The sequence below is a fragment of the Blastopirellula marina genome (assembly GCF_002967765.1).
In the GTDB taxonomy this organism is placed as follows: domain Bacteria; phylum Planctomycetota; class Planctomycetia; order Pirellulales; family Pirellulaceae; genus Bremerella; species Bremerella marina_A.
In genome coordinates, this window is sequence record NZ_PUHY01000005.1 from 157,943 (window position 1) to 181,953 (window position 24,011).

24 protein-coding genes are annotated in these 24,011 nt (G+C 54.0%); 12 read left to right on the forward strand and 12 right to left on the reverse strand.

From position 1 onward, the window contains the following. Nucleotides 1–7: 7 nt before the first annotated feature. Entirely contained in the window at nt 8–880 is an 873-nt protein-coding gene (locus C5Y83_RS04745) for a hypothetical protein (RefSeq protein ID WP_146117630.1), read from the forward strand. 110 nt (nt 881–990) lie between these two features. On the opposite strand, the gene rpsU is transcribed toward C5Y83_RS04745, so the two are convergent. Further along, nucleotides 991–1,188 carry a 30S ribosomal protein S21 gene (rpsU, locus tag C5Y83_RS04750; protein WP_105328512.1) on the reverse strand — a complete coding sequence of 66 codons (198 nt, stop codon included), beginning with the start codon at nt 1,186–1,188 and terminating at the stop codon, nt 991–993. Nucleotides 1,189–1,450: 262 nt separating this feature from the next. Next, nucleotides 1,451–2,938, reverse strand: coding sequence for a deoxyribodipyrimidine photolyase (locus C5Y83_RS04755; protein ID WP_105328513.1), 1,488 nt, complete (start codon nt 2,936–2,938; stop codon nt 1,451–1,453). 197 nt (nt 2,939–3,135) lie between these two features. On the opposite strand from C5Y83_RS04755, the gene C5Y83_RS04760 reads away from it, so the two are divergent. Further along, nucleotides 3,136–4,293: a hypothetical protein gene (locus tag C5Y83_RS04760; RefSeq protein ID WP_146117631.1), complete on the forward strand. Its 1,158-nt coding sequence runs from the start codon at nt 3,136–3,138 to the stop codon at nt 4,291–4,293. Nucleotides 4,294–4,302: 9 nt separating this feature from the next. Here the strand turns inward: C5Y83_RS04760 and C5Y83_RS04765 are convergent, their stop codons facing one another. The 3 genes from C5Y83_RS04765 to C5Y83_RS04775 form a co-directional block, all read right to left on the reverse strand. Then, nucleotides 4,303–5,661, reverse strand: coding sequence for a TIGR01777 family oxidoreductase (locus C5Y83_RS04765; protein WP_233207101.1), 1,359 nt, complete (start codon nt 5,659–5,661; stop codon nt 4,303–4,305). A 163-nt stretch (nt 5,662–5,824) separates the two neighbouring features. Then, entirely contained in the window at nt 5,825–6,838 is a 1,014-nt protein-coding gene (locus tag C5Y83_RS04770) for an isocitrate/isopropylmalate dehydrogenase family protein (protein ID WP_105328516.1), read from the reverse strand. A gap of 329 nt (nt 6,839–7,167) precedes the next feature. Beyond that, a complete protein-coding gene (locus tag C5Y83_RS04775) occupies nt 7,168–7,662 on the reverse strand; it encodes a SixA phosphatase family protein (protein WP_158262232.1) in 495 nt (164 codons plus the stop codon). Between the two features lie 179 nt (nt 7,663–7,841). Here C5Y83_RS04775 and C5Y83_RS04780 point away from each other — a divergent pair, with 179 nt between their 5' ends. Continuing rightward, nucleotides 7,842–9,485 carry a Ppx/GppA phosphatase family protein gene (locus C5Y83_RS04780; protein ID WP_105328518.1) on the forward strand — a complete coding sequence of 548 codons (1,644 nt, stop codon included), beginning with the start codon at nt 7,842–7,844 and terminating at the stop codon, nt 9,483–9,485. A 5-nt stretch (nt 9,486–9,490) separates the two neighbouring features. Continuing rightward, on the forward strand, nt 9,491–10,432 hold the full coding sequence (locus C5Y83_RS04785; RefSeq protein WP_105328519.1) for a CHAD domain-containing protein: 942 nt from the start codon (nt 9,491–9,493) through the stop codon (nt 10,430–10,432). 22 nt (nt 10,433–10,454) lie between these two features. Here C5Y83_RS04785 and C5Y83_RS04790 read toward each other — a convergent pair whose 3' ends face one another. Beyond that, the gene (locus tag C5Y83_RS04790; RefSeq protein ID WP_199194987.1) at nt 10,455–11,024 is read right to left on the reverse strand and encodes a hydrolase; all 570 of its coding nucleotides are present in this window, start codon (nt 11,022–11,024) and stop codon (nt 10,455–10,457) included. Nucleotides 11,025–11,152: 128 nt separating this feature from the next. Here C5Y83_RS04790 and hslV point away from each other — a divergent pair, with 128 nt between their 5' ends. Next, nucleotides 11,153–11,692, forward strand: a complete 540-nt coding sequence (gene hslV / locus C5Y83_RS04795; protein WP_105328520.1) for an ATP-dependent protease subunit HslV — start codon at nt 11,153–11,155, stop codon at nt 11,690–11,692. Beyond that, on the forward strand, nt 11,692–13,035 hold the full coding sequence (gene hslU / locus C5Y83_RS04800; protein ID WP_105328521.1) for an ATP-dependent protease ATPase subunit HslU: 1,344 nt from the start codon (nt 11,692–11,694) through the stop codon (nt 13,033–13,035). The genes hslV and hslU overlap by 1 nt, the downstream gene beginning before the upstream one ends. Before the next feature lie 109 nt (nt 13,036–13,144). Here the strand turns inward: hslU and tsaE are convergent, their stop codons facing one another. The 5 genes from tsaE to C5Y83_RS04825 all read right to left on the reverse strand — a co-directional run bounded on the left by tsaE (nt 13,145) and on the right by C5Y83_RS04825 (nt 18,065). Beyond that, entirely contained in the window at nt 13,145–13,624 is a 480-nt protein-coding gene (gene tsaE / locus C5Y83_RS04805; RefSeq protein WP_105328522.1) for a tRNA (adenosine(37)-N6)-threonylcarbamoyltransferase complex ATPase subunit type 1 TsaE, read from the reverse strand. Nucleotides 13,625–13,646: 22 nt separating this feature from the next. Next, nucleotides 13,647–14,561 (reverse strand): thiamine-phosphate kinase, encoded by a 915-nt coding sequence (locus tag C5Y83_RS04810; RefSeq protein WP_158262233.1) that lies wholly within the window; start codon nt 14,559–14,561, stop codon nt 13,647–13,649. Between the two features lie 194 nt (nt 14,562–14,755). Then, a complete protein-coding gene (locus C5Y83_RS04815; protein WP_233207103.1) occupies nt 14,756–16,123 on the reverse strand; it encodes a trypsin-like peptidase domain-containing protein in 1,368 nt (455 codons plus the stop codon). Between the two features lie 314 nt (nt 16,124–16,437). Beyond that, complete coding sequence (locus C5Y83_RS04820; RefSeq protein WP_146117632.1) at nt 16,438–17,145, reverse strand: hypothetical protein; 708 nt, start codon at nt 17,143–17,145, stop codon at nt 16,438–16,440. 146 nt (nt 17,146–17,291) lie between these two features. Beyond that, a complete protein-coding gene (locus C5Y83_RS04825; protein ID WP_105328526.1) occupies nt 17,292–18,065 on the reverse strand; it encodes a 3-ketoacyl-ACP reductase in 774 nt (257 codons plus the stop codon). A 327-nt stretch (nt 18,066–18,392) separates the two neighbouring features. On the opposite strand from C5Y83_RS04825, the gene C5Y83_RS29075 reads away from it, so the two are divergent. The 6 genes from C5Y83_RS29075 (at nt 18,393) to C5Y83_RS04850 (ending at nt 22,889) form a co-directional block, all read left to right on the forward strand. Further along, on the forward strand, nt 18,393–18,635 hold the full coding sequence (locus C5Y83_RS29075) for a hypothetical protein (RefSeq protein WP_146117633.1): 243 nt from the start codon (nt 18,393–18,395) through the stop codon (nt 18,633–18,635). Nucleotides 18,636–18,644: 9 nt separating this feature from the next. Further along, nucleotides 18,645–19,976 (forward strand): hypothetical protein, encoded by a 1,332-nt coding sequence (locus C5Y83_RS04830; RefSeq protein WP_105328527.1) that lies wholly within the window; start codon nt 18,645–18,647, stop codon nt 19,974–19,976. Between the two features lie 20 nt (nt 19,977–19,996). After that, on the forward strand, nt 19,997–20,635 hold the full coding sequence (locus C5Y83_RS04835; RefSeq protein WP_105328528.1) for a hypothetical protein: 639 nt from the start codon (nt 19,997–19,999) through the stop codon (nt 20,633–20,635). A gap of 8 nt (nt 20,636–20,643) precedes the next feature. Next, entirely contained in the window at nt 20,644–21,363 is a 720-nt protein-coding gene (locus C5Y83_RS04840) for a hypothetical protein (RefSeq protein WP_105328529.1), read from the forward strand. Between the two features lie 207 nt (nt 21,364–21,570). Beyond that, on the forward strand, nt 21,571–22,536 hold the full coding sequence (locus tag C5Y83_RS04845; protein WP_105328530.1) for a metallophosphoesterase family protein: 966 nt from the start codon (nt 21,571–21,573) through the stop codon (nt 22,534–22,536). Nucleotides 22,537–22,556: 20 nt separating this feature from the next. Next, the gene (locus C5Y83_RS04850) at nt 22,557–22,889 is read left to right on the forward strand and encodes a hypothetical protein (RefSeq protein WP_105328531.1); all 333 of its coding nucleotides are present in this window, start codon (nt 22,557–22,559) and stop codon (nt 22,887–22,889) included. Between the two features lie 17 nt (nt 22,890–22,906). Here C5Y83_RS04850 and fliG read toward each other — a convergent pair whose 3' ends face one another. Then, nucleotides 22,907–23,956, reverse strand: coding sequence for a flagellar motor switch protein FliG (fliG, locus tag C5Y83_RS04855; protein WP_315850484.1), 1,050 nt, complete (start codon nt 23,954–23,956; stop codon nt 22,907–22,909). Nucleotides 23,957–24,011 lie beyond the last annotated feature (55 nt).

Below are 24,011 nucleotides of genomic sequence, written 5' to 3' on the forward strand. Positions count from 1 at the left end.
TATGGCAGTGCAGCGGATACGGCTAGGACTTTCTGAACCGAACGAAGCTGAGGTAAAATGCCATATCGCCGCGTCCCATTATCTCGCGCTTAGTTCCGTTGTCGGCCCTTACGACTTTCTGATGTTGTCGGAAGTGCGTCGTCGATTGCCGCGCGTACTGCTCCAGGCACCCACGACGCCGCTGGCCATCTTTCCCCTGGCGTTTGAGCCAAGCGACAAGAATGCGTGCGTCACCTACATTGGCGGGGGAGAAGTCCATCAGGGAATCTCCCCTTGGCCGAAGGCAAGCGATGGCGAACTGATGCCGTTTGTTGCGCAAATTGATCTCCGCGATGCTTATGGATATCGTGGCTGCCATGTTGCGATTCAAGTGTTTGGCAACCGGCAATGCGAGTTTGCATATCGCTGGGTCAATCAACTTCAAGTCTGGGAAACAGGCCCGGAGCTCAACGAGGCGCGTTTATTCGGGGACCAACCGATCGAGATTAGCACGTATCCGAGTGGATACGGGTATTTCGAGCTTGACGAAGACACGCAGCTCGAATGTGAAGAGAACTTCCCGGATCGACAGCTATTGAATCTGCCTATGTATCTAACGCCGCTGGGGCTGAGCATTGGGCCGACCCCCTTCCTACCTGCCCACTCGGTTTGTGACGGCGATTGGGATGGGCTGACGGTCTTAGCGACCATTCCGACCATTTATCCCCAAGCTGCACGACCATGCGAACTGTTTGGAAGAGCGGAGCCGTTGACTGATGACGAAGCCCAATCGCTTCAGATGGTCATCGGACCAAAGCAGGATGATGATAGTTTTGGAGTGCTATATGTCTGTCGGGCAGAAACGGACGAGGAGATCCACCTCCGATATGCCTCGCTTTAGAAGGTCGAGCGATGATACTCAAGAAACAAAAGACGCCTGATCGGTTGAATCAGGCGTCTTTTGTTTGATTTGCTTTGGGCTTAGGAAGCCAAGTCGCGATAAAACGGCGACTAGTCTTGAACCAACAGCTTTTCTTTCAAGGAGCGGCGTTCCGCACGCAGACGGGCTCGGCGCTTCAAGTCGCTCGGCTTTTCGTAATACTTGCGACGACGCATCTCTTTCTTGAGACCGCTACGCATGACCAACTTACCAAACCGACGAACTGCTTCTTGAATCGATTCCCTGTCGCGAACGAGTACCTTAACCATTGGTTACCTAAAGACTTCCTTATGGATTGATAGTTCGGCGTGCAGCCCAGGCCGCCGGAAAAAATCGTGTATTGAAAAACGCGCGTCACACAGGACGCTGCATGAACTTAAAGGCAAGCAGGTAATATACCGCCCGGGCCAGCGGTGCATCTAGTCCATTTAGGAAAAATCGCCCCCAGGAATGGCCTTTCTTGGGTAAACTTTGGTCAAAATGGGCTAAATGCGTTGATTTTGGGCCGGTTTTTCCCCCTACGGCAGGCCGTTAGTCGAATAGTTGGCCCTCGGCATACTCTTTGATGTATCCCTTCAAGCTTAGTTTTCGCATCGCACTGTCGCTGGTCATGTAGCGGATCTTACCGAAGATCTCCCGTTCCGGGCCCCAGGCTCGATCGTAACGACCAAGACACCAAAAAATGCCGCTGTAACTGTTGGGATTGCGGCCGTCGAGGGCGTACTTATTGTTCAAGTGGATCATCACCTTCGCGGCGTATTGCGGCGTGTTGGTCCAGTGTAGGATCTTTTTGCCCCATAGCATCCGCAAATAATTGTGAATGCGTCCATCTCGCACTAATTGCCTTTGTGCAGCATTCCAGAGAGGGTCGTGTGTCTTCGCGTGCTCGAACTCCTCGAGCGTGTATACATGCTCACGCTCGTCTTCTTTATGCTCTTCCAAGGTTTGCCGTGCCCAATCCGGCAGCGAGCGGTATTGGTCGTAGTCACCACGCAGGTGGCACATGTTGTAACCCAGTTCTCGCCAGGTGATGATCTCGTCGAGGAACGATTCGGCTCCGTCGCTCATGTTCCACCAGCCATCGCGAGAGCCGGTCACTTTTTCACTCAGCTGTGAAGGCTCCCATTTTTCTTGTTGGGTTAACTCGTGGAAGACTTCGTGAACCGAAAGATGACCGAAATGAAGATAGGGCGACAACTGGCTGACGCATTCGCTTTCGACGTCGTTGCGCTGCTCTGCGTATCGCTTGAGCCCTTCTTGCAGGAACCACTTCATTTGCTTTCGCGCAGCCTTCGCACCACCCATGGTTTCTACGGCAGGTACCTCGTGATCGATTGGCAATTCGGCGATGAATTTGCTCGGATCTTCTAATGTATCAGTGTCGATGGCAGGCCATTTCTTCTGAATGTCCGCAATCAGTTTGTTGTCGGCGGCCGGGAACGACTTGCCTGAGAGTGGATTTGCCTTTGGGGCATTCTCCAAATGTTTAGGGAGTTCTTTTTGCAGGAAGCGTCGAAAGCTATGTGCCCGAGGAAAGTCGCGATCGGCTGCCCGCATCGGTAAGAGGCCATTGCCGTCGATCGCTTCGAGTTTGACCTTTAGCTTCTTACCAACTGCTTCGACCATCCTCGGCAGGAAGAAGCAAGGGAAGTCGTCGGTCACCACAACGCAAGCGTCATCAGCGAGTGATTTCAACAGGCCTTTCGCTGCATCTTTCTTCGGCTCGACATAGGGATAGTAGATGACGGGGGCATCGGACATCGCAGCTCGGTTGTCACGCATCCCTTGCAACACAAAGGTATGCAAACGATCGCTGGCCCACTCGTAACCGACACGCAGCGCCTCGAAAATCACCAACGGTCGCTTCAACCTCTCCGCCCACCACGCGGCCCTTTGAAGCGAAAAATTCCAGTCGGTACGCCGATTGGCGATCATCCAATACAAGATGTACTTGCCGTCGTCACAGACTTCGGCTTGATTGATCTCGCGGATGCGAAGTTGCCACAACTCGGCCGACATGATGGATTCCTTTTCCAGGGGATTTTAATCAAAGGATTAACTGATATAAACCGCAACAATCCCGAGGGGGTTAACTGCGAGTCGCTGGAATATCGACCGAATTTCTGAAAAACGCTGGAAAAAAGGTTCGACGGTTGTTAATTTGCCCTCACCTCGCGAAAACCTCGCTTTACTCCTCCAAATGATGGCCGCGAATCATGATGCTCTTCCTGAAAATTGTCGCTGGTTTCTTCATCGCCTTTGTACTGTTGCTGGTCGTCGGCTTCTTTTTCATTCGCTGGAAGTTTCGTCGCTGGATTGATAAGTTTGCCGATGCTTTGAAAGAGGCAGCCGCAGGCGGTGTTCCTCCGTTCCGCATTCACCTCCGGAAGCGAGAGCGAGATGAGGAGGAGGACGAAGATGATTGGCTGGACGATGAAAACATCGAGGCCTTCAAGGCGCGATCTGCTGAATTCGAGAGCCTTGGCTTTACTAAGCTCGAGGATTACCACGTCGACGAGATCATGACCCAAATGCGGGTCTTCGTGGACGAGAAAACATGCACTTACGGCATTGTCTACAGTCATCCGCTGATCAAAGTCTGGTGTGATGTGGTCCGGAAGTATGAGGATGGAACAGGCTGGACGTTCGGAACGACCAAATACCACGGCATGGACATTCATCCAAAATCGACGCACCGATTCTTTCCTGACGAATCTTTGACCGAAGTGGTGACCAAGTTCAAAGAGGAAGCTCCCAGAGAAGACGCGATCCTCGCCACTAAGGAGGATTTTCCTGCCCTGTTCGAAAAGGCCTACGCCGAGGAAATGGATTGGCGAATCTCACGCGATGGACCTACGGAAGAAGAGATCCGTCGGATTGCCCAAATGAACGATGACGAGTGCACTGACGAACAAGTCCAACAGATTCAAACGCAATGGCGTATGGCGATCTCAGAGTTTCAGAAGGAACGCGTTCTCAAGCGATATCGCAAATCAGCCGAGCTCAACTCGTTTCAATGGGACCATCTCCAGAATTACGGTGTCGTCGTACACGACAAGATGCGGGCCGAAGAGTTGCTGGAAATCTTCGACGAGGAGTACTACCCGACCTCACCTGGCGAATCGGATGACGAGGACCTCGACGAGGAAGAACTTGAAATGCGGGCCGAGTGGGAAAAGCGTCTGCGTGAGTTGCGAGCCGCCTTGCAGCAGGGACCTCCACAACAGGTGTTCCGTAACTTGGTCGAAATCGGCAATGGGGAGTCTACCGACCAATGGGAATTCCAGTCCTCCGTCACGGAACCGATCGCTGCTGATATCTGGATTCGAACTTACGGCGACGAAGATTCGGATGCCTGGGACGACGACGAGTAATGGTGCACACTACAGCCTACCGAGGATTCGTCGCAAGCAACGTTCTAGCTGGGGATCGCGGAAGTGGTAGTCGCTTGTTTCGAGGACTGTCGGTTCCATGCGGCAACTGGCAAGGAGGAGATCGTCTGCCATTTCTCCGAGCAGCAAATGAAGAGCGAATTCTGGAACGGGGAATGGCGTAGGACGCGATAGCACTTTGCCTAGGATCTGGGTGAACTCGCAATTGGTGACTGGTTTGGGAGAACTGAGATTCACTGGGCCGTGGATTGAATCGTTCATTAAAATGTGATGCAATCCGCCAATCACGTCGTCGAGCGAAATCCAACTCCAATACTGTTTGCCGCTACCAACACGGCCGCCGACAGCAAACTTGAACGGGGTCAGCATCTGCGCGAGGGCTCCACCCTTCGGGCTGAGCACCATGCCCAGCCGTGCGTGAGCGACACGAATACCCGCGTCGCGGGCTGGATTGGCCGCCGCTTCCCACTCTTGACAAACATCCGGGAGAAAGCCCTCCCCTGCCGGCGAATTCTCTGTGAGGATCTCATCGCCACGGTCGCCGTAGAACCCCATCGCGGAAGCACAGACCAACGCCTTGGGCGGGTTTTGAAGTTTCGCCAGCGTCTCACTCAGTAGTTTTGTTCCTTCTATGCGAGATTGGCGGATCGCTTGTTTCTTGCTGTCCGTCCATCGCCCCACGATGCTTTCGCCTGCCAAATGGATGACCGCATCGATCCCTTCCAGAGCAGCGACGTCGATTTCATGATTTTTGATGTCCCAGCGAATGGTGTTCGGGCCGTCGCTTCGCGAAACCTTGACCACTTCATGGCCGCCAGTGGAAAGAAACGGAGCGAGTTGGGAACCGACCAGCCCGGACGCACCGGTGATGGCAATCTTCATGGTGGGATGTTCCTGGTACTTTGCGTGCGCCATCAAATCGAAGGTGGTTGTGTCGTGGCGATAGCGAAACATTTGCAGCAACATCTGTTCCACTTGCGATTTCCCGAAACGCTCGCCTAGTGATCCCCCGGGAATTCGGTAGTCGACTTCGTCTTCCAACACGCAATGATCGCCGTCGACCGGTGAGAAGCGGTGCGTATGTTCCCAGCGAGCGAATGGGCCGGAAACCTGGCGATCGCGGAAATAATCGTTGTGGTGTAGTTCGGTGTGTTCGGCGACCCAGTTGATCGGAATGCCGCCCAATCGCATTCGCATAACAACACGACTACCAGGTTCAATGGAATTGGCACGCTTGAGGATTCGCACGTTCTCCCAAGGCGGAATGAGCCTATCAAGCGCCCCTGGACGCTCGTGCCAGCGAAAAGCCTGATCGACGGTCACCGGAATTTTGCTGCGAAATGTAAACATGCCAATCATTCCCCAAAAAGTCCTCCACTCGGCTTCAACCGCTTGGATGAAGGGGCTTTAACACCTGAATTCTACCCGGCGGCGGGGGTTATCACAAAAAAAAGGCCCCGACCGTAAGTGGTGGGGCCTTGTGAATTTAGGAACGAAATAGCTACTTCGTGGCTCAGACCGAGACGCTATCAAGCTTGGCGATGATGGCATCGGCGAATTCCGTCGTCGAGGCGGTACCCTTCATGTCGCCGGTCAGAGTCTTTCCTTCCTCAAGCACGCTGAATAGCGATGCCTCGATCTTCTTGGCGGCCTCAGTCTCGCCCATGTGTTTCAGCATCATCGTGCCGCTTAGCAGCAGCGCGGTTGGATTCGCAAGGTTTTTGCCTGCAATGTCAGGAGCCGTGCCATGAACGGCCTCGAACACGGCGGCGTCTTCTCCTAGGTTACCGCTCGGCGTAACTCCCAGTCCGCCAACTAAACCGCTGGCCAAGTCCGAGAGGATGTCACCGAACAGGTTTTCCATGACCAGCACGTCGAATTGATGTGGGTTCATCACCATCTTCATCGCGGCCGCATCCACAATGCACTCGTCGTACTCGACATCGGGGTAATCCTGGGCGACTTCGCCGCAAGTCTTCAGAAAGAGCCCATCGCTCAGCTTCAGAATATTGGCCTTATGGATACAGGTCACTTTCTTACGGCCCAGGCTACGTGCGGTCTCAAAGGCAAACTTGGCGATTCGCCGCGAACCCGTTTCAGTGACGACCCGTAAACTCTCGACTACGCCTGGAACGACGGTATGTTCCAGACCACTGTAGAGGCCTTCGGTGTTCTCGCGAACGACAATCAAGTCGACGTCCTCGAATGGAGCGGGCACCCCTTTCAGCGTCTTAGCAGGGCGGTAGTTCGCGTACAGTTGCAGTTCTTTTCGCAGCGATACATTTACGCTACGGAAACCCGTTCCACTGGCGGTCGCCAAGGGGCCTTTGAGGGCCAATTTGGTTTGACGAATGTTGTCGAGTGTTTCCTGAGGAAGCGGATCGCCGTGCTTCTCGTAAGAGCTCAGCCCGGCAGCGCAGGGAATCCATTCGATACCGACGCCCGCTGCCGCGATGATCTCGCGTACGGCGTTGGTTATTTCTGGTCCGATGCCATCTCCGGAAAGCAGGCAAACCTGATGTGTCATGAAATTACTCCAAGATGTTCCGAGGATGGATGGATCGACGCGCCAGTAAGAAACGTGAATCGAAATTACTGGTCGCGTTGTAAGCCGCTTCTCCCATTTAAGATAGGGAGCCTGCTCGGGAAGTCGAGGCCATGTTTGGAAGCTTCCTCGGCGAGTTGTAAAGTGGCGAATCGAAACGTTTGGCAATACGCCCCAAGGTGAAGCATTGCGGCACCGCGATTACCGTTACGCCTCCTTGGCGATTTCCAATGGAAACTAAAAAACTTCTCACCAACACGAAGCAGGTCTCGTGAACGCCTGCCAAGCAATCCCATGCGATTCGGCTGATTTCACTCGGCGAGTTCTTTGGGGCGTAGGATGGTGACGAACTGCCACGACTGATTGGCGTGCAGCAAGTTGCGCCAATCCGAAGTTTCGTTTTGGAATAACGCGGCGTTGGCGGTTGTCATGCGTAAGTTTTGATTCGACAATTGACTAACCGCTAATTCCCAACCAGGATTGTGACCGATGATCAAGGAAGTCTGGCAATCTTCCGGCAAGTTTTCGATCGCAGCCTGGATGTCGGCGGGCGATCCATGATAAAGAGATTTCGAGGAAACCACCTGGCGAACATCGGAGAAGGTGCTTGCCATCAACTCCCAGGTTTGGGTGGTTCTCAGGGCCGCCGAGTGAACCACAATATCGGGGTTCCAACCTAGACTGGCGATGGCCGCAGCAATGCGTGGGGCGTCGCGCAACCCTCGGCGATTTAAGGGGCGATCAAAATCGGCTACATCATCTTCCCAAGAACTCTTGGCGTGCCGCATCAGGATCATTCGTTTCATGCGTGGGACTTTCTGGTCTTGATTGGGCCGGCTTGCCGGGAAGCGATAGGTCAGCGACCTTGTGTAGTTCCCATCACGAAACATTCGCGATGTCAGCCAGCCCGATCCTTTATTGTGCCCCTTTGTATCGCCTAGGGGTATGTGCCCCGTCGAACTTTTGACGCGAGGATGGAATCAACATGAGTCAGCACCCTTCTGAAGCAACGACCGAATCTTTGGGAACCCCGCAAGAAAGCGGTGACGAGCAAGCTCGCGTTGCTGCGATTGATATCGGATCAAACAGCATGCGGTTAGTCGTCGCGCAGATTTTGCCCGGCTTCGACTACCGAGTGTTGGACGAAGAACGTGAGTCGACCCGCCTTGCTCACAGCTTGGCAGTTAATGGAAAACTTGATGAAGGGGCGATCGAACTTTCGCTCGCGGCTCTGAGGCGTTTCAAAAAAATTGCCGAAGGATTTGGTGTTTACGACATTCGTACGATTGCCACGTGTGCGGTGCGGGAAGCGAGCAACGGGGAAGAGTTTTGCCGTCGTGCCCAGGAGGAAGAGGGCATCCAGATCGAAGTCATTTCTTCGGAGATGGAAGGCCAACTGGCGTTCAAGAGCGTTGCCCAAGCGTTTGACATTCGTGATATGAACGTCGCGATCGCCGACATCGGCGGCGGGAGCACGGAAGTCGTGTATGCTTGCGGCGGTCACGTCGAAGAGATCTTTCCGACCCATCTGGGTTGTGTGCGAGTGACTGAAGAGTTCGGTATTAATGACGAGCTTTTCACTACGCCCGACAGCTTGAAGCGGCTGATTACCGGAATCGATAAGGAACTAAAACCGCTGGTGAAGAAGCGACCGTTCGTGCCGCAGGTATTGTTCGGTACCGGCGGGACCTTCACCACGTTGGCCAGCATGTTGATGATGCAGCGTGGGGAAGTCGGCCAAGTAGAATGGGGTTATCGTGTCCATCGAGCGGACGTGAGTCACATGCTCGATCAACTCAGCAAAATGACACTTAAGCAGCGTAAGTCCCTGCCTGGGCTAAGTGCTGATCGAGCCGATATTATTGTGGCCGGTATCGCGATTATCGATCGCTTAATGCATCGAATGGACGTCAACATGTTGCGGATTCACGATCGAGGTATCCGCGACGGTTTGATGCTCTCGATGATCGAGGATCTTCAGCCGGGATTGGGAACGGAAAAAGCAGCCGCTGAGGAACTGCGTCGACTCGAGGCGATGGAAGCATTCTCGCGTAGCTGCGGCGTCGACATGATCCATACCCGGCATGTGGCGAACCTGGCAGTGAAGTTGTTTCAGCAACTTGCCCCTATTTTTGATCTCAAAGAATCGGACGACGAGACGATCTTTGCCTCGGCTATGTTGCAGGACGTCGGATACCTGATCAACTACGAAAAGCACCATAAGCACAGCTATAGCTTAATCTTGAATAGCCAACTCCCCGGTTTTTCGCGGCATGCGTTGGAAATTGTGGCCAACGTCGCTCGGTACCATCGTGGAGCAAATCCGAAAAAGAAGCATGGAAACTTCACCCGTTTGAGCGACAATGATCAGTTACGAGTGAAGCAATTGGCCGCCATCCTGCGAATTGCCGGGGCGCTCGATCGGAGCCATCGGCAGCAGGTTTCCAAGGTGGAGGTAGTTGCTCACCCAGATCATATCTTTGTGACGGTCGAGGCCACCGGCGATCCAGAAGTCGATTTGTGGGCGGCCCGATCGCGAACCGAGCTATTCGGCAAGGCATTCGATACGGATATCCGTTTCGGACTTCGCCGCCCAGCAGCGAGTAGCGTATCCAGCGAACTGAGTTGATTTCCATGTCAAAGAACGGCAAGTGGTTGGGAGACGTTGAGCCAGGGCATTCCATTTCGGATGTCGCGCGCGAAGCGATTTCGACCCGGTCTTCGAGGATGCTCGAGATCCTGCCGTTGGCGGCTAAGAAATGGAAGGACGATGTCGAGTACGTCCATCATCTAAGAACGTGGTCGCGGCGGACGCAATCGGCACTCCAATTGTTCGCATCGCTTCTTCCGATGAAGCGTTCGACTAGTTTGCGGAAGGCAACGCAACATCTCCGAAAAGCGGGCGGCAGTGCCCGCGACCTGGATGTTTTCATCAAGCGAATTCGCAAGTCGAAGTTCGATTTTAAGGATGGAGAACGGGAGGAAGTCTTGGGCTTCCTCAGCAAGCTGCGTAAACGAGCCCAAGCGAAGATTGTGGAAGCGAATCATTGGGCGGAAGATGAGCAACTAGCGAAGAAGTTTCAGAAGCTGGTGAAACATATTCGGTGGCGTGAAGTGGCGGATGAGGAGTCGGTGGAAACGATTGCTCCCACATTACTCGAGCCGATGCTGGTCCGATTCTTCCATTTTTCGCAACAGTTGAACGAATCGCCGGAGTCGCTCCATCAAATGCGTATCGAGGGTAAGAAGGCTCGCTACGCCATGGAACTGGTCGAAGGTGGTTTTCCCCCAAGCTTCCGTAAGGAACTGTACCCCGCATTTGAGGAGGTGCAATCAAGACTGGGCGTGATCAACGATCATCACACAGCGATCGAAAAGATCCGTGGGTGGCAGGCTGAAACATCAGCCAAGAAATTTCCCGACGCGCTCTTGCGGATGGTTAAACAAGAGCAGGCTCAGTTCGACTGCAAAGCAGACGCATTTCGAGAATGGTGGACCCACGAGCGTGCTATGGAACTAAAGCACCTCTTCGATCGCTACTTGGGTGGCCTCGGGATGCCGGTTGCCGAAGCGTAGTTCACAAAACACAATCGCCAAATCAGGTTGGCGGATTTTCACGAACCAGCTGGCTGATCTGCTTGAACTCAGGCGTGCCCGCGACTCGGCACCACTCGAACAGCACGGCTTCAGTGGTTGTTAGCGTGACTCCGCTCGATTCCATGCGGCGCAAAGCAATCCGTTTATCTTGTCGGAATCGCGAGCCAATCGCGTCTACCACAAGCAAAACATCGTAACCGAGCGCCACGAGATCGAGCGCCGTTTGTTGCACGCAGACGTGAGCCTCGATGCCAGCAATCAAAATCTTCGGCCGCTGCAATTTTGCTAGCTGATCTGAAAGGCAAGCGCAGCTACTGAACTCGAGTTTCTCGGGTAGCGTTCCCATTCGCTCGGCCAGTTCCGGCACCGTCGATCCCAGTCCTTTCGGATACTGCTCGGTTCCGAGTACGGGCACTTTGAGGATCGCCGCCCCATCCAATAGACGCCTCGTGTTCCACAAGACAGGTCCGCAAGTGTCGATCGAAGGAAGGAGCTTTTCCTGCATGTCGATGACCAATAGGGCCGTGTTCAACGGGGTCATCAGCAGCGGATTATTCATTGGGTCGGGCATGATAGGTAACGCAAGACAAACGTGAGTTGTGAGATGCTCCTAGCCGCTGAGCCCATTTTGCGACACAATACACGGCGAAGACATCAACTCGTAATTGTTATCGAAATCACGCACGCGAGGCATCCCGCATGAGAATTCGTTCGACCACCATTCTAGCCGTTCGCCATAACGGCGAAGTTGCGATTGGCGGCGATGGTCAAGTTACCATGAACACCAGTGTGATGAAATCGGACGCCTCAAAGATTCGCCCATTGATGGGTGGTAAAGTATGGTGCGGCTTCGCAGGCTCGACGGCCGATGCATTCGCCCTAATGGAACGTTTCGAGTCGATGCTGAAGGACTATCCCGGTAACGTTCCTAAGGCAGCGACCGAACTTGCCAAGCAGTGGCGGACCGATCGGGCTATGCGTCGCCTGGAAGCACTAATGGTTGTGGTCGATGCACAACAAACACTATTGCTTTCAGGAACGGGTGATGTGATTCAGCCGACCGATGGAATTCTTGGTATCGGATCGGGCGGCAACTATGCGACGGCGGCGGCCAAGGCCTTGGTCAAACACAGTCAGCTATCCGCGGAAGAGATCGTCGGCGAGAGCTTGAAGATTGCTGCTGCGATTGATATTTACACCAACGACAACATCAAAATTCACCGCGTGGAGAATGACTAATGCCGAAAGCTCATCAGGAACTGACGCCACGCGAAGTCGTAAGAATGCTTGATGCCGATATTGTTGGGCAAAACGATGCCAAACGAGCCGTTGCGATTGCGGTTCGGAATCGTTGGCGTCGAAAGCACTTGCCGGAAGAACTTCAGCACGAAGTTTCACCGAAGAACATTTTGATGATCGGTCCGACCGGGGTCGGTAAGACCGAGATTGCCCGACGCCTAGCCAAATTAACGGGGGCTCCTTTCATCAAGATCGAGGCGACCAAGTTTACCGAAGTCGGCTACTATGGCCGTGACGTCGAGAGCATGATTCGTGAACTGGTCGACAATGCCATTGGAATCGTCCGTGAGACCGAGAAGGAAAAGGTCGAAGCGGAAGCGAAAACTCGTGCCGAGAAACGTCTGCTTGATCAACTGATCTCCCCCCGCCCTCCGCATACGGCTACCGAACCTGAAGAGCAGGAAAAGCACGAGCGCTCGCGTCAGCGAATGAAAGAGATGCTGGAAGCGGGACAGTTGGAAGACCGCAAGGTCGAACTAACCATCGAGCAAAAATCCTCGCCGGTAATGCTGGGGGGGATGGGGCTCGAGCAAATGGACATGGACTTCCAAGGAATGCTTGAGAAGATCATGCCGAAGAACTCGACTCGTCGCGAAATGACGGTGGCCGATGCTCGCAAGGTAATGATCGAGCAAGAGACCGAATCGCTGCTCGACAAAGAACGCATCCACGACGCCGCGATTCAGTTGGCCGAGAACTTGGGGATGATCTTCCTGGACGAGATCGACAAAATTGTGGCCAACGAAGGCAAAGGGGGCGCGGATGTTTCCCGGCAAGGGGTGCAACGCGACTTGCTGCCGATCGTAGAAGGGACAATGGTCCAAACGAAATATGGCTACGTGAACACAGATCATATCATGTTCATTGCAGCAGGGGCGTTTCACAAAGTGAGTCCCAGTGACTTGATGCCGGAATTGCAAGGTCGTTTCCCGATTCGCGTCGAGCTAACCGATTTGACGAAGGAAGACTTCGTACGCATATTGACTGAGCCCAAGTCTTCTTTGACGCGGCAGTACGTCGAATTAATGAAGACGGAGGAAGTGCTAGTCAACTTCACCGATGATGCCTTGGAAGAGATCGCCTCGTACGCGTATCAAGTCAATCAGACGACTCAAAACATTGGGGCGCGGCGTCTGTACACGATCATGGAGCGGTTACTGGAAGAACTGAGCTTCGAGGCACCTGAGATGAAGTACGCCACGGTCGAAGTCAACGCAAGCTACGTCAAGCAGCGACTCGACGATGTCAGCAAGGATGAAGATCTCAGCCGGTTTATTCTGTAATTGTGTTTGCAGTTTTCAGCGATGAGACTGTTTGCAGTACGCTGAGTTGTTGCTTTCCGTCCTGATTAGCCGAAGCCCCGCTGGGGGCTTTGAGCGGACGTCAGTGCCGTCAAGTTTTCTGGATCGCGTCTTGGATTTGGGTGGGTACCGTTTCCAATTGCTTGCCAACCGAAGTGACGGTGAATTGGCGGCAGGTTTCCCCCAAGACTTCGATGTCGACGCGAAGGTGATCGCGTGGCAAACAATTGGCGACGCGATCAGCCCATTCCAATAGCGTGATTCCGTCAGAGTCGAAATACTCTTCCGGGCCAAGTTCTAAAAACTCGTCATCATCTTTGATGCGATAAACGTCGAAGTGGTAGAGTGTTTTGCCGCCAAAATACCGCTGCATGATCACAAAGGTCGGGCTAATGACGTCTTCTGCCGGAATACCCAAGGCACTGGCCATCGCTTTCACCAAGCGTGTCTTGCCTGCACCTAGCGTTCCGTTCAACGATACGACCGTCCCTGGCGGAATGATACCTGCCAGGACTTCCCCCAGTTTTTGGGTCTCTTGTTCGCTGGTTGCTTCCCAGGTAATTGTGCTCATTGCTTGCTACAAGATCGATCTATTAGTGAGAGAAACCTTCCGGCAAAAGCGGCTGCCGTGTGCCATCGTCACCGAGCATAGTTAGCTCGCGCTCAGGGCGAATTGTGCCAATTCTCGTAATTGGTGTCGCGTTCGTCCACTGGGCCAGCAGTTGGTCGGCATCAGCTGCCGGAACAGTAAACAATAACTCAAAGTCTTCCCCATCGTTAAGACCGTGCCACCAGACCGGTTTCCCGGACTTCTGGCTTAATTGCTGCGCCGCCGCAGTCAGTGGGAGTTGGCGAACATCGATTTCGGCTCCCACACTACTCTGCTTGCATAGTCGAGGCAGGTCGATTGAAATGCCATCACTGATGTCCATGCCTGCGGTCAGACCGCAAGTTTGTGTCAGGGCGAGGGCCTCGTCAACGCGGGGTATGAAGTCAAGGTGATGCCCCAGGATGCTTCCTCCTAGGCTGCCGGTCACAAATATCGCGTCCCCTGGCTGGGCTCCTTGCCGCAGCAACGGTTTAGCGAAGGGACATCGGCCTAGGACGGTAATACTGACCGCCACTTTGCCGGGCCAGCTATTGGTATCACCCCCAATGATCGGGCAATTGAACTGCTCGCCGAGTTTGGCTGCGCCTTGGTAGATGCCCTGAGCGAGCTCGAGCGAAGCCTCACCACCTGGCAGAAGCAGTGTTAGTAGCGCGCCGACAGGTTGGCAGGCCATCGCCGCGATGTCGCTCAGATTGATCGCCAGGGCCTTACGGCCGATCTGCTGTGGCGTGACCTCAGCGAGATGAAAATCTGTCTCGTCGGAAATAAGATCAGTGCAGACAACCAGCTTGGAATCGGCTGGCCAAGCAAGCACGGCTGCATCGTCACCGATCCCCAGGCCATCGGTCGGCAAAGTCTGTTTCTGATTGGCAAGAAATTGAAGGAACGCTTGCTCCATGGAATCGTATCTCGAAATTGCGAGGCCAGATGTGAGGGCAAAGGAGATTGACATGGGAAGCCAATTTGGGCTTACCTCAACCTTAGCAAGCCAAAGCGGAACTGCCTATCGACGCGCCGTTTCGAAATACGAAAAGCCGCCCTTAGGAAAGGCGGCTCTTCGCAGAGAAATTTGCTGCTAACAGCAAAGAAGGTTTATCGTTGTGTAATCTGTTGGGTCGCGGCTAAGCTGATGTCGCCGTAAAGCGTGTCGCGTTCTCGCAAGATGTAGAAGCGAATTGCACCACGCTGGGTGACCGACTTGTTCTTGAGGATATAGTCAAGATTCTCATACGAGATCGTTTCCCAGTCGTGCATCCCGACCAGGATGTCGCCGATCTGGATGCCTTCGGTTTCGGCCGGGCTGCCAGCACGAACGGCGACCACTTGCAGGCCACCACGGTAGCGGCTGGCCAGTTGAGCGAATTCTTGTTCTGGCATCGACTTGACACGCACGCCCATCGTTCGCCAGGCCAGGTCTGAAACGTTGGTCGCTCCGCTAAGGCTCTTAGTGACTAGAGCAAGCTGTTTGCCGAGTTCGTCTGTGCGATCGACTTCCAGCGAAATCTCTTCCCCGAGCGATCGATTTAGCAGAGCCAATTCAACGTCGAGTTGACGTTCGATCTTCTGAGTGCCGATTGAGGTGAGAGTATCGCCAATTCGTAGGCCGGCGGCGTCTGCGGGGCTGTCTTTCTCGATGCCAGTGATCTTAAAGATCGGCGTCTCACCTTCGTAGACGGTTTTGCCGCGAATGCCGTGAAACTGATCGCTCATTCGCTCCGTTGACATCATGCGAGCCGAGATCTCCATCACCGTATCAACCGGAATGGCGAAGCCGATGCCCTGAGCACCAACGCGAACCGCCACATTGATACCAATCATCTGACCATCGATGTTCAGCAATGGGCCCCCAGAATTGCCTGGGTTGATGCTGGCATCGGTTTGGATCAGATCATCATACTTCTGGTTTTCGGTCACCTGAACGCTGCGATGCAAGGCACTGATGATGCCGCGAGTTACTGAGTTCTCATAGCCATAGGCATTTCCAACAGCGATTACTGTTTCGCCTGGCATAAGGTCGGTCGAGCGACCAATGTTGATGCATGGCAGATCTTTGCTGGCATCGACTTTGATGACGGCCAAGTCAGTCGTCAGGTCGTGGGCGATCAGGCGAGCGATCATCGTCTCGCCGTTGGAGAATGTTACCTGGATACGGCGAACGCCGTCGACCACATGATGGTTTGTGACAATGAAGCCGCGATGGTCGATGACCACGCCGGTTCCCATGCCATTAACTTGACGGGGCGTATCGCCTCCAACAGCACTAACGGTGGAGACCGTCTTGTGACCGTGGATGTTGACGATGGAGTCCTTCACCGACTGAACCGCTTTGACAATTGGTGTCATACGGAGTTCGGATGCCGTAGCCGTACTGCCAGGGATGGCAGTACAGAAGCACATCGTCATCACAAGCCAAAGCCAGCAAAGACGAAGGGCGAGGATACTCAAGGAGGGTGAACGCATAGATCTCTCGTCTTTCGGCAACCCGGAGCGTCGTCGATACTTTATTCGATAGCACCGCGGCTCCAATCAAAGTATGCGATTGGCAGAGAGATGGATCAGCGGGCCGAAAGGTGTCATCGGAACTCTTGGCATGGTCGCTTCATCCCTCCCGGGTTGGGCCGCAGAGTCAACCTAAATTGACATGAAGTAGCTGCTTCATGCGCTAACTATGCGGGTTATGGAAAGATGGCGATGACAGCATCGCTGGTTGAATCAACGCCTACTTAACTGTTCGTTCGAAGCAGGCGGACAGAGCGAGGTAAGTTCCCAAGATCCTAGGGACCAATTTCGATCGAGAAGTGGTAGTCCGCCGTCGGCGAGACTATAGGCTCGGCAGTGACATTGATTCGCATCGGCGAATTCGTGGAAAGAGGACGTGCGATGCGAATGTCATCAGGCAGTGGAGCTGGAGCCCCAGCCTCTTTATCAGAAACGCCTGGTTGGATGTCGGCCGGCGGAGGAACCGGCATGGGCTGACCGCTCCGGCTTGGCAACATTCCTGGTGCATCCTCGTCGTAAACTACCGGCTGAGCAAACACCGGACGTGTAGGCACTGGATGGAACTTAGGGCGCGGAGGAATCTTTGGCGCAACAACCGGTTCACGACGAGGCCAATGAAACAGGCCATGGAGCCTCCCGCGCAAGTTCGCCAACATCGAGGCATGAGGCACACAAATTTCGGCGTTGCTGACCATTAGATCCGCAGAAGGTGCGTCACACACTTCCTCCTGTGTCGGTTCCGGCAGTGGAGCCATTGAGGTGACTTCGGGTTCCAACGTTGCGAGCGGCTCGACTTCTTCGGTCGGTGGTGGTTCCAGGTCGGGTAGCTGCTCGGCCAGTATTGGAACTTTCTGCGGTTGAGCCGCAGGCGTGGGCTGAGAGGCCATGTGACGATGCGCATCGTCGTATCGCACCGAGACACATCCTGCTTGAAGCAGAAGTGCTACGGCGAGAACACGGACGATTTTGCAGTCCAAACGCATCGCGGAGGCCACCCCCTGGCATACGTCGATGATTATGGTGCCACCCAACATTAGGAAGCACATTCTCATCTATCGGAGTTTGCCAGCGGAATCTTTTGCGTAACCGGCAAAGTCTGCCAGTTCGTCAAGTGATAGCAAGCGAACGGTTACAGACGACGAAGATGAAACCCACCATCGACATTGAAGCGTTCCCCCGTGCTGAACGGAAAGTAGTCAGCGCAGATGGCCGAGACTGCCTTGGCGACGTCCTCCGGTTGACCCCAACGATGAATTGGCGTGAGGCCAGCTTCGATTTGCTTGTCGTACTTCTCTTTCACCGGACCGGTCATGTCAGTAGCGATCACGCCCGGGCAGACCTCGAAGACCTGGATGTTTTCTTTTCCGAGACGGTCGGCGAACAACTGGGTCATCATCGCCAGGCCTGCCTTCGCCACGCAGTAATCGCCGCGATTGGGCGAGCTGGCGTAAGAAGACAGGGACGAAAGATTGATGATCTTTCCAGCCGGGATCGTGCCTGCTTCGATCTGGGCTAGCATCGCGTTCGCCGCCGCTTGCGACAGAAAGAATGGTCCCTTCAAGTTAGTATCGAGAACCAGGTCCCAGTTCTCAGGCGTCGCTTCCAGGATGTCGAGTCGGCCAGGTGAAGTGATCCCAGCATTGTTAACCAGCAAGTCCAAGCGATTCCACCTGCCGAGTGTGGCGTCCATCAACGCGGCACGTCCTTCAGGTGAACCGACGTTCCCTTGGACTGCGATTGCTTCGCCCCCTGCCCTTTCGATTTGCGAAACGACCTCGTTGGCAGCATCAGGGCTGGAGTTGTAATTGACCGTCACACAGAATCCGTCTGCTGCTAGCGTCTCGGCGATCGCTCGGCCAATACCTCGGGAACTGCCAGTGACAATGGCGACACGTTTCGACATGGAAAGCGACTCTCGGTGAAGTGTTCAGCGAATGAAAGAGAGTCTTCAAGCTAGGCAGCACCCAGGATGCTGTCAACGAGTCGGAAGTGCGATAGAGGCAAGCAAAAAAACGGGGCGAGCGATTCCGTGATGGAATCGCTCGCCCCGTCGGTGGAGGCGACCTCTGGAGCAAATGACCCAAGCTCCAGAGGCCTGACCGGAAGACCTCTGTGAAGCACTTGTCAAGATGGCCGACCCAGTAGCCATATGTTCTTGACAAGCATGAGCTTCAACCCAGGAGGGGGGGCAGGCAGTTCCCGCAAACTACCAAACTACAAAGGACTTCCGATGTCCGTTTCCTGTGATGTGCCGCTCGTGGTTTTCACCAACGACGGGGGAGTAAATACGAAAATGATGGAGCTGTGTCACGACCGATTTGGAAAAATTTTTGGGCGCAAACTATTGGCAAATTGGTCCGATGCGCCCCAGTTTGCGAATCGCCAGGCGTTAACCGCGAAGCAATTACTCGAATCAATTGTCGCGAACCCCTATAAAGGTGGTCATGATCATCGCCGTTCAGTTATTGAGTGAGGTCTTCTCGTGCGTGCGTTTCTGCCAATCTTTTTGACTTGGGGTTGTTTAATCGTCTTGATTGCCCAAGCCTCATGGGCTGATGAAGTTGATTCCGAGATCGAAGCGAAGATTAAGAAACTCGGAACGGTTTTCGCCCCAGCCAACACGCCCAGCATTGCCGGCAAGAAATGGGTGGCGATTGAAACAGGACCGATCAATTACATGCAGACGATCGAAGGTTGGCTGATTGAGGAGAATCCTGATCGGGTTTTGCTTCTCGACTTTTATGGCAATCAACATCCCATGCGTAAGCCGGCCGCCGATGAAAAACGCCAAGTCTTGCCAACGACGCTCGAAGGTGGGATTCGTGGTGAAGATTTGGAAGACGCCGACAATACCATCGTGTGGGACATTAAGGAGAAGGACTTCGACACCAAGAGTCAGAAGTTTCTCGATGATGGTCCGCCAAGAATGGAAGAAGAGGATGGAGGTGACAAGGATAACATCTTTCGCGGTATCAATTGGTTCAATCGGCGGAAGTCTAACGGCATAAATCAGGTTATGTCCGCAGCCCGCTTCGCCTATGCAGCCTATGTACGAGGACGTAAGGAGCACGCGATCGAACTTTTTCGATACGCCGAAGAGCGTCACCGCGAATTTATGTCGAGCTTTGTGGCGGAACCGCGAGAGTTGAGCGATGTGCTTCGATTTGCTACTCATCAAATCGCAGAATCAACTAGGAATAGAGCGGTTTACGATGCGCACCACGGCGAGGCACGAGGGAAGCTTTTGCAGGCCTGGCAGGAAGTCGCCGCAATGCCACGCAACAAGTACAGCGAAGAAGCGCAGCAGATGGTCGAAGGGTATCAGCAACTCATTGACGAGGACACCAAATGGGAAGAGCCCACCAAGGAAGAACTCGCGAAGTTCAGCGTACCGCAGCAAATCGATTATTGGTTCTATCATTTACGCGATCACAACTACGGTCAGATCGGTAGCCCTGGCGAGTGTGATGTTTTTGTCAACAATGTAGTTCGGGGCGAGGAAAAACCAAATCCCGCCGAAGAACTTGCCAAGCTGGGGACTGCTGTGATTCCGGCGTTGATTGAGCATATGGACGATCTTCGTCCCACACGTTGCCAAGGGCACTGGCGTTGGAACTCGTCTGAAGCTCGTTTCATTTTGCGTTACGGAGATTGCTGTCAGCAGATCTTCGAACACGTATCCGGCGAGAAAATTTATCGCCGCAAGACAACCACCAGCTACCCCACCTACGATGGCAGCGCGGCCGATTGCAAAGCAAAAGCCCAAGCCTGGTGGGACGCGTATCAGAAGAAGGAAGTTGAGACAAACAAGTGAAATCTGGAATAGATTAGATAATGGTCGATCGAGTCCCTTGCCGCGATTGTGGCGCAATGATCTTGCCGGTGACATTTGCCGAGAACGATGGATTGTGCGCCACGTGTGTTCGTATTCCTGAGGAGCTTCGCCGCGCTCAGCGCGAATATGATCGAAGGCTTCGCACCGGCGAGGTCTTCACCTTGAACGAAGACGAACGAAAGACGGCGCGTGAATCGAACGCACTGGGACTTTTGTCTGCCGCTTGGAAGCTGGAGCCGGACTACTACTCAGATCGCTCAGCCGATTCTCCTTCATCCGTGCTAGCCTCGGCGGCTGAAATGCCAAATGGCGAAGGCTACCTGGTCGATGGGGAACAGAAACGGTTGAACTTCACCTTCAACGAGTTCTACACCGTCTGCGATTATTCCGACCTCAAACTGGGCCTGTTCTTCGCCTATTCATCCGACAGCCTTCGCCAGCAAGTCGATCGCGAACGCCACGTAGGTCAAGGTTGTCCGTGTTGTGGTGTCGGGGTCGGCTGGTACCCCAGTCGTTTCCACATGCCCAGAAATCTCGGGTTTCAGTTGGTGAAAGCCATTTTGGAAAACGAACGGCTCCCGCAAGTTCAATGGATCGAAGCGGATGATTTTTCCTACGTGAATCAGGGCAAAGGATAGTTGATCTTGTGACGAAGGTATTCGATTTTCTGTCAGCGAAGTCGCCCGGCAAGCGAATGGAACTGTTAGAGAAGTTTCTTCAGTTCTGGCATGGACGCCGTCGAAACGAATATGGTGAACCAGAAAAGAGCTTGGCTTCGCTCGATTTGCCGAAGCCGCTGGAACGCTTCTACCAGTTCGCCGGACGTTGGCCGAAGCGTGAGCCGCGGTATGCGTCAGATTGGATTTACTGCGAAGGTGGCTACCATCACTTGTTAGATGTCGATCAGTTGCGGTGGACAGACGATGGGTATTTGGAATTCTATCAAGAGTATCAAGGGGACTGGACGATGCTCACCAAGCCCGGTGCGGCGAATCCGCCCGTCTGGATTCGTGGGGTCTGGGATGGTTGTCCTGATTCACTTTGCGACTTGGAAGACCCGCGAACTAAGATTGAGTTCAAGCTGGCTGACTATTTGGTTTCCCACGTGCTCTTGGTTTCGCTGATGCAAAGCCCGGCCGATGATTTTGGGACAAACGTGTTTAATGATTATTTCGAAGAGCATCGAGACGAGTTCGCCAAAATCTGGGAGATGCCTGAATTAAATCTTCCGCTGGTTGCTGGCGAGATCTATCAGTGTGGTGAGGTCATCGCCCTGCGTAAGTATGGTCAGACATCCTTTCACACCAATACCTATCACGGGCATCACGCGTTATTTCGCATCTTGGCGGAGCGAATTGACGGGTAAGGTCGGGGTTTAAGGATGCCTAATCTGGTGCGCACCTGATGGCCATTTCGTGAAGGTTCGGTTAGGACTGGACGACTTGCCCGTACTAAGCGTGATCCTATTGTTTCGGGCGGGATGCTTGCTCGCTAGAATTCGGCGGCACGATCAAAGCTTCCGTGAGCTTAGATTGAAGCGACTCCGATTCTCCCTCCTGCTAAAGGTCGTTCCATGTCCCATGACTCATCTTCCCTAGCCCGTCGTCGATTCTTGCAAGCGGGTGGTGCGTTCGCAGCGGCGGGCCTGGTGAATTGGGGTGCAGCTACCGCGCGGTCGGACGATCCGATGGCGACGCCCAGCTTTCGGTTTGTGCATTTGACGGACATTCACACCCAGCCAGAACTGGGTGGCGCAGAAGGTTGGCGGCAGTGTGTCGAGAGGGTAAATCAGTTGGATCCCCAGCCAGACTTCGTGATCACTGGTGGCGACTTGATCATGGACGCTTTGGTGCCGGATGCGGATCGGATTGATTTGGAATGGAAATTATTCGACGAAGGAGCGAAAGAGCTCGCTGTTCCCGTGCATCACACCATCGGCAATCACGATATCGGTGGCTGGAGTCCGAAGTCGAAGCTTTCGACCGGTGACGCCCGCTTCGGCAAAGATCTATTCGCCGATCACTATGGCCGAGGGGCAACCTACCGCAGCTTCGACCATAAAGGATGGCACTTCGTGATTCTCGATTCGATTGGGAAGGCGGATGCCAACGAGCCCGGCAGCGGATACTTCGGTGTGATCGACGAAGCGCAGCTCGATTGGCTCCGCGGCGATATGGAGAAGACAGGCCGCGAAACGCCAACGGTTATTGTGACCCACATTCCGTTTTTCACGACCGTCTTTCAGACCATGTCTGGTCCGCAGACGGTTATTGGCAATGGAAGTCTGATCACCAACGCGAACGAGGTTCGGAAGCTGTTGGAGCCTTACAACGTGCAGCTCGTCCTTTCCGGCCACGGCCATAACCGGGAACGAATCGACATCCGTGGCGTCACTTATCTGCAATCTGGTGCAGTCAGTGGTGGCTGGTGGCGTGGTCGTCTGTTCGACGAGCCAGAGTGTTTTGTGGTGATCGACTGTCAGGCAAACAGGCTTGATTTCGGTTACCATGACTATGGTTGGAAAGCCCGAAAAGCATAAGAATTGAAAGGACCTACTGGGTGCTGTCGTTTTTGGTCTTGCTCGTCATCGTAACCTTTTCCGCAACATTCGCGGTCGCTTGGACGGTCAATCAATATCGCACGCTCGTCATCTGCTTAATTGTGTGGCAGCTCTTCATTGCACTGGTCCTGGCTCCTGCAGATGGAGGTGTATGGAGCGCGTGGATGATTATGCTGTTCGGCCTGCAAGATTGCGTTATTCTGCTGACGCATCGCGAAGTGGCCGCCAGAATCATGGGACCATCGACGGGAAAACTGTTTCTACGATGGGGCTACATGCTGCTGCCCGTCGTGATCGCGGTCGCTTTCACAGTGATTTACAGCTTTCGTTGAATCGATGCATCGATTCGTTACTGAATCATCATCTCTTCTTCGTCCGATGCCGTAAGCTGGATTTCGCCGGCGTCTTCCAGGCGGCGGACGATATCGACGATTTGTTGTTGCACCGCTTCGACTTCCGATAGCTTGACCGAGCCGAGGAAGTCCATTTCTTCCAGTAACATTTCGCCGGCCCGTTTGGACATGTTGCCGACGATCTTGTCGCGCAGATCTTGGCTGGCACCCTTGAGAGCCATGGCCCATTGCGAGGTCTCGACGTTCTTGAGCACGGCTTGAATGTCTTTGTCCATCAGCTTTTGGATGTCGTCGAACACGAACATCAAGCGGCGGATTTCTTCGACTAGGTCGGGGTCTTCCTGGGCCAGGTTCTCAAGCAAGGCCTTGCCGGTGGTTCGGTCGGTGACGTTCAAGATTTCAGCCACACTAGGCACACCGCCCGCATTCTCGAACGATTGGCTCATCACGCTGGCCATCCGCGATTCGAGGCCACGTTCGACCTCGCGGATCACTTCCGGGTTAGTTTGACCCATGTTGGCGATACGGCGGATCACGGATAGCTGTCGCTCGGCTGGCAACCCGGCAATCAGCTCCGCCCCGTATGAGGCCGGCAAGTGGGATAGGATCAAGGCAATCGTCTGCGGATGTTCATCAACAATAAAGGTCAAAAGATTCTGACTATCGACCTTCCGCAGAAAACCGAAGGGAACTGATTCGACCGATTGGCGAACGTTGTCGAGTGTTTCGCCCGCATTCTTGCCAAGCGCTTTGGTGACCAGCGATTTCGCCAGTCCGATACCACCGCCACCCCCGCCAAGCTGATTGGGGTTTTGTTCGGCGAACGCGAGAATGGCTGCTTCTTGCTCGGGGCCGCTGAGATTGTCGAGCTGGGCGATCTCGATACAGACCGCTTCGACCTGCTTGGGGGAAAGCTTGCCCATCAACTGGGCAGCTTCATCCTCGGGAAGGGACATCAAGATGATGGCCGCCTTCCGTAAGGCTGGATTCGAGAAGTGTTGGCTGGGATCGCGTGGTTTGGCCATGGCTCGGCTAGTCGGCGACATCGTGACAAATTCGACCGTGTATCGTTATTGATCGACAGGTTCGAGTTTGACGATT

What these genes read in the sequence shown, in the direction of transcription:
- rpsU (WP_105328512.1), bottom strand. Translation starts at nt 1,188, where the DNA reads ATGGTTAAGGTACTCGTTCGCGACAGGGAATCGATTCAAGAAGCAGTT.
- C5Y83_RS04755 (WP_105328513.1), bottom strand. Translation starts at nt 2,938, where the DNA reads ATGTCGGCCGAGTTGTGGCAACTTCGCATCCGCGAGATCAATCAAGCC.
- C5Y83_RS04760 (WP_146117631.1), top strand. Translation starts at nt 3,136, where the DNA reads ATGATGCTCTTCCTGAAAATTGTCGCTGGTTTCTTCATCGCCTTTGTA.
- C5Y83_RS04765 (WP_233207101.1), bottom strand. Translation starts at nt 5,661, where the DNA reads ATGTTTACATTTCGCAGCAAAATTCCGGTGACCGTCGATCAGGCTTTT.
- C5Y83_RS04770 (WP_105328516.1), bottom strand. Translation starts at nt 6,838, where the DNA reads ATGACACATCAGGTTTGCCTGCTTTCCGGAGATGGCATCGGACCAGAA.
- C5Y83_RS04775 (WP_158262232.1), bottom strand. Translation starts at nt 7,662, where the DNA reads ATGAAACGAATGATCCTGATGCGGCACGCCAAGAGTTCTTGGGAAGAT.
- C5Y83_RS04780 (WP_105328518.1), top strand. Translation starts at nt 7,842, where the DNA reads ATGAGTCAGCACCCTTCTGAAGCAACGACCGAATCTTTGGGAACCCCG.
- C5Y83_RS04785 (WP_105328519.1), top strand. Translation starts at nt 9,491, where the DNA reads ATGTCAAAGAACGGCAAGTGGTTGGGAGACGTTGAGCCAGGGCATTCC.
- C5Y83_RS04790 (WP_199194987.1), bottom strand. Translation starts at nt 11,024, where the DNA reads ATGCCCGACCCAATGAATAATCCGCTGCTGATGACCCCGTTGAACACG.
- hslV (WP_105328520.1), top strand. Translation starts at nt 11,153, where the DNA reads ATGAGAATTCGTTCGACCACCATTCTAGCCGTTCGCCATAACGGCGAA.
- hslU (WP_105328521.1), top strand. Translation starts at nt 11,692, where the DNA reads ATGCCGAAAGCTCATCAGGAACTGACGCCACGCGAAGTCGTAAGAATG.
- tsaE (WP_105328522.1), bottom strand. Translation starts at nt 13,624, where the DNA reads ATGAGCACAATTACCTGGGAAGCAACCAGCGAACAAGAGACCCAAAAA.
- C5Y83_RS04810 (WP_158262233.1), bottom strand. Translation starts at nt 14,561, where the DNA reads ATGGAGCAAGCGTTCCTTCAATTTCTTGCCAATCAGAAACAGACTTTG.
- C5Y83_RS04815 (WP_233207103.1), bottom strand. Translation starts at nt 16,123, where the DNA reads ATGCGTTCACCCTCCTTGAGTATCCTCGCCCTTCGTCTTTGCTGGCTT.
- C5Y83_RS04820 (WP_146117632.1), bottom strand. Translation starts at nt 17,145, where the DNA reads ATGCGTTTGGACTGCAAAATCGTCCGTGTTCTCGCCGTAGCACTTCTG.
- C5Y83_RS04825 (WP_105328526.1), bottom strand. Translation starts at nt 18,065, where the DNA reads ATGTCGAAACGTGTCGCCATTGTCACTGGCAGTTCCCGAGGTATTGGC.
- C5Y83_RS29075 (WP_146117633.1), top strand. Translation starts at nt 18,393, where the DNA reads ATGTCCGTTTCCTGTGATGTGCCGCTCGTGGTTTTCACCAACGACGGG.
- C5Y83_RS04835 (WP_105328528.1), top strand. Translation starts at nt 19,997, where the DNA reads ATGGTCGATCGAGTCCCTTGCCGCGATTGTGGCGCAATGATCTTGCCG.
- C5Y83_RS04845 (WP_105328530.1), top strand. Translation starts at nt 21,571, where the DNA reads ATGTCCCATGACTCATCTTCCCTAGCCCGTCGTCGATTCTTGCAAGCG.
- fliG (WP_315850484.1), bottom strand. Translation starts at nt 23,956, where the DNA reads ATGTCGCCGACTAGCCGAGCCATGGCCAAACCACGCGATCCCAGCCAA.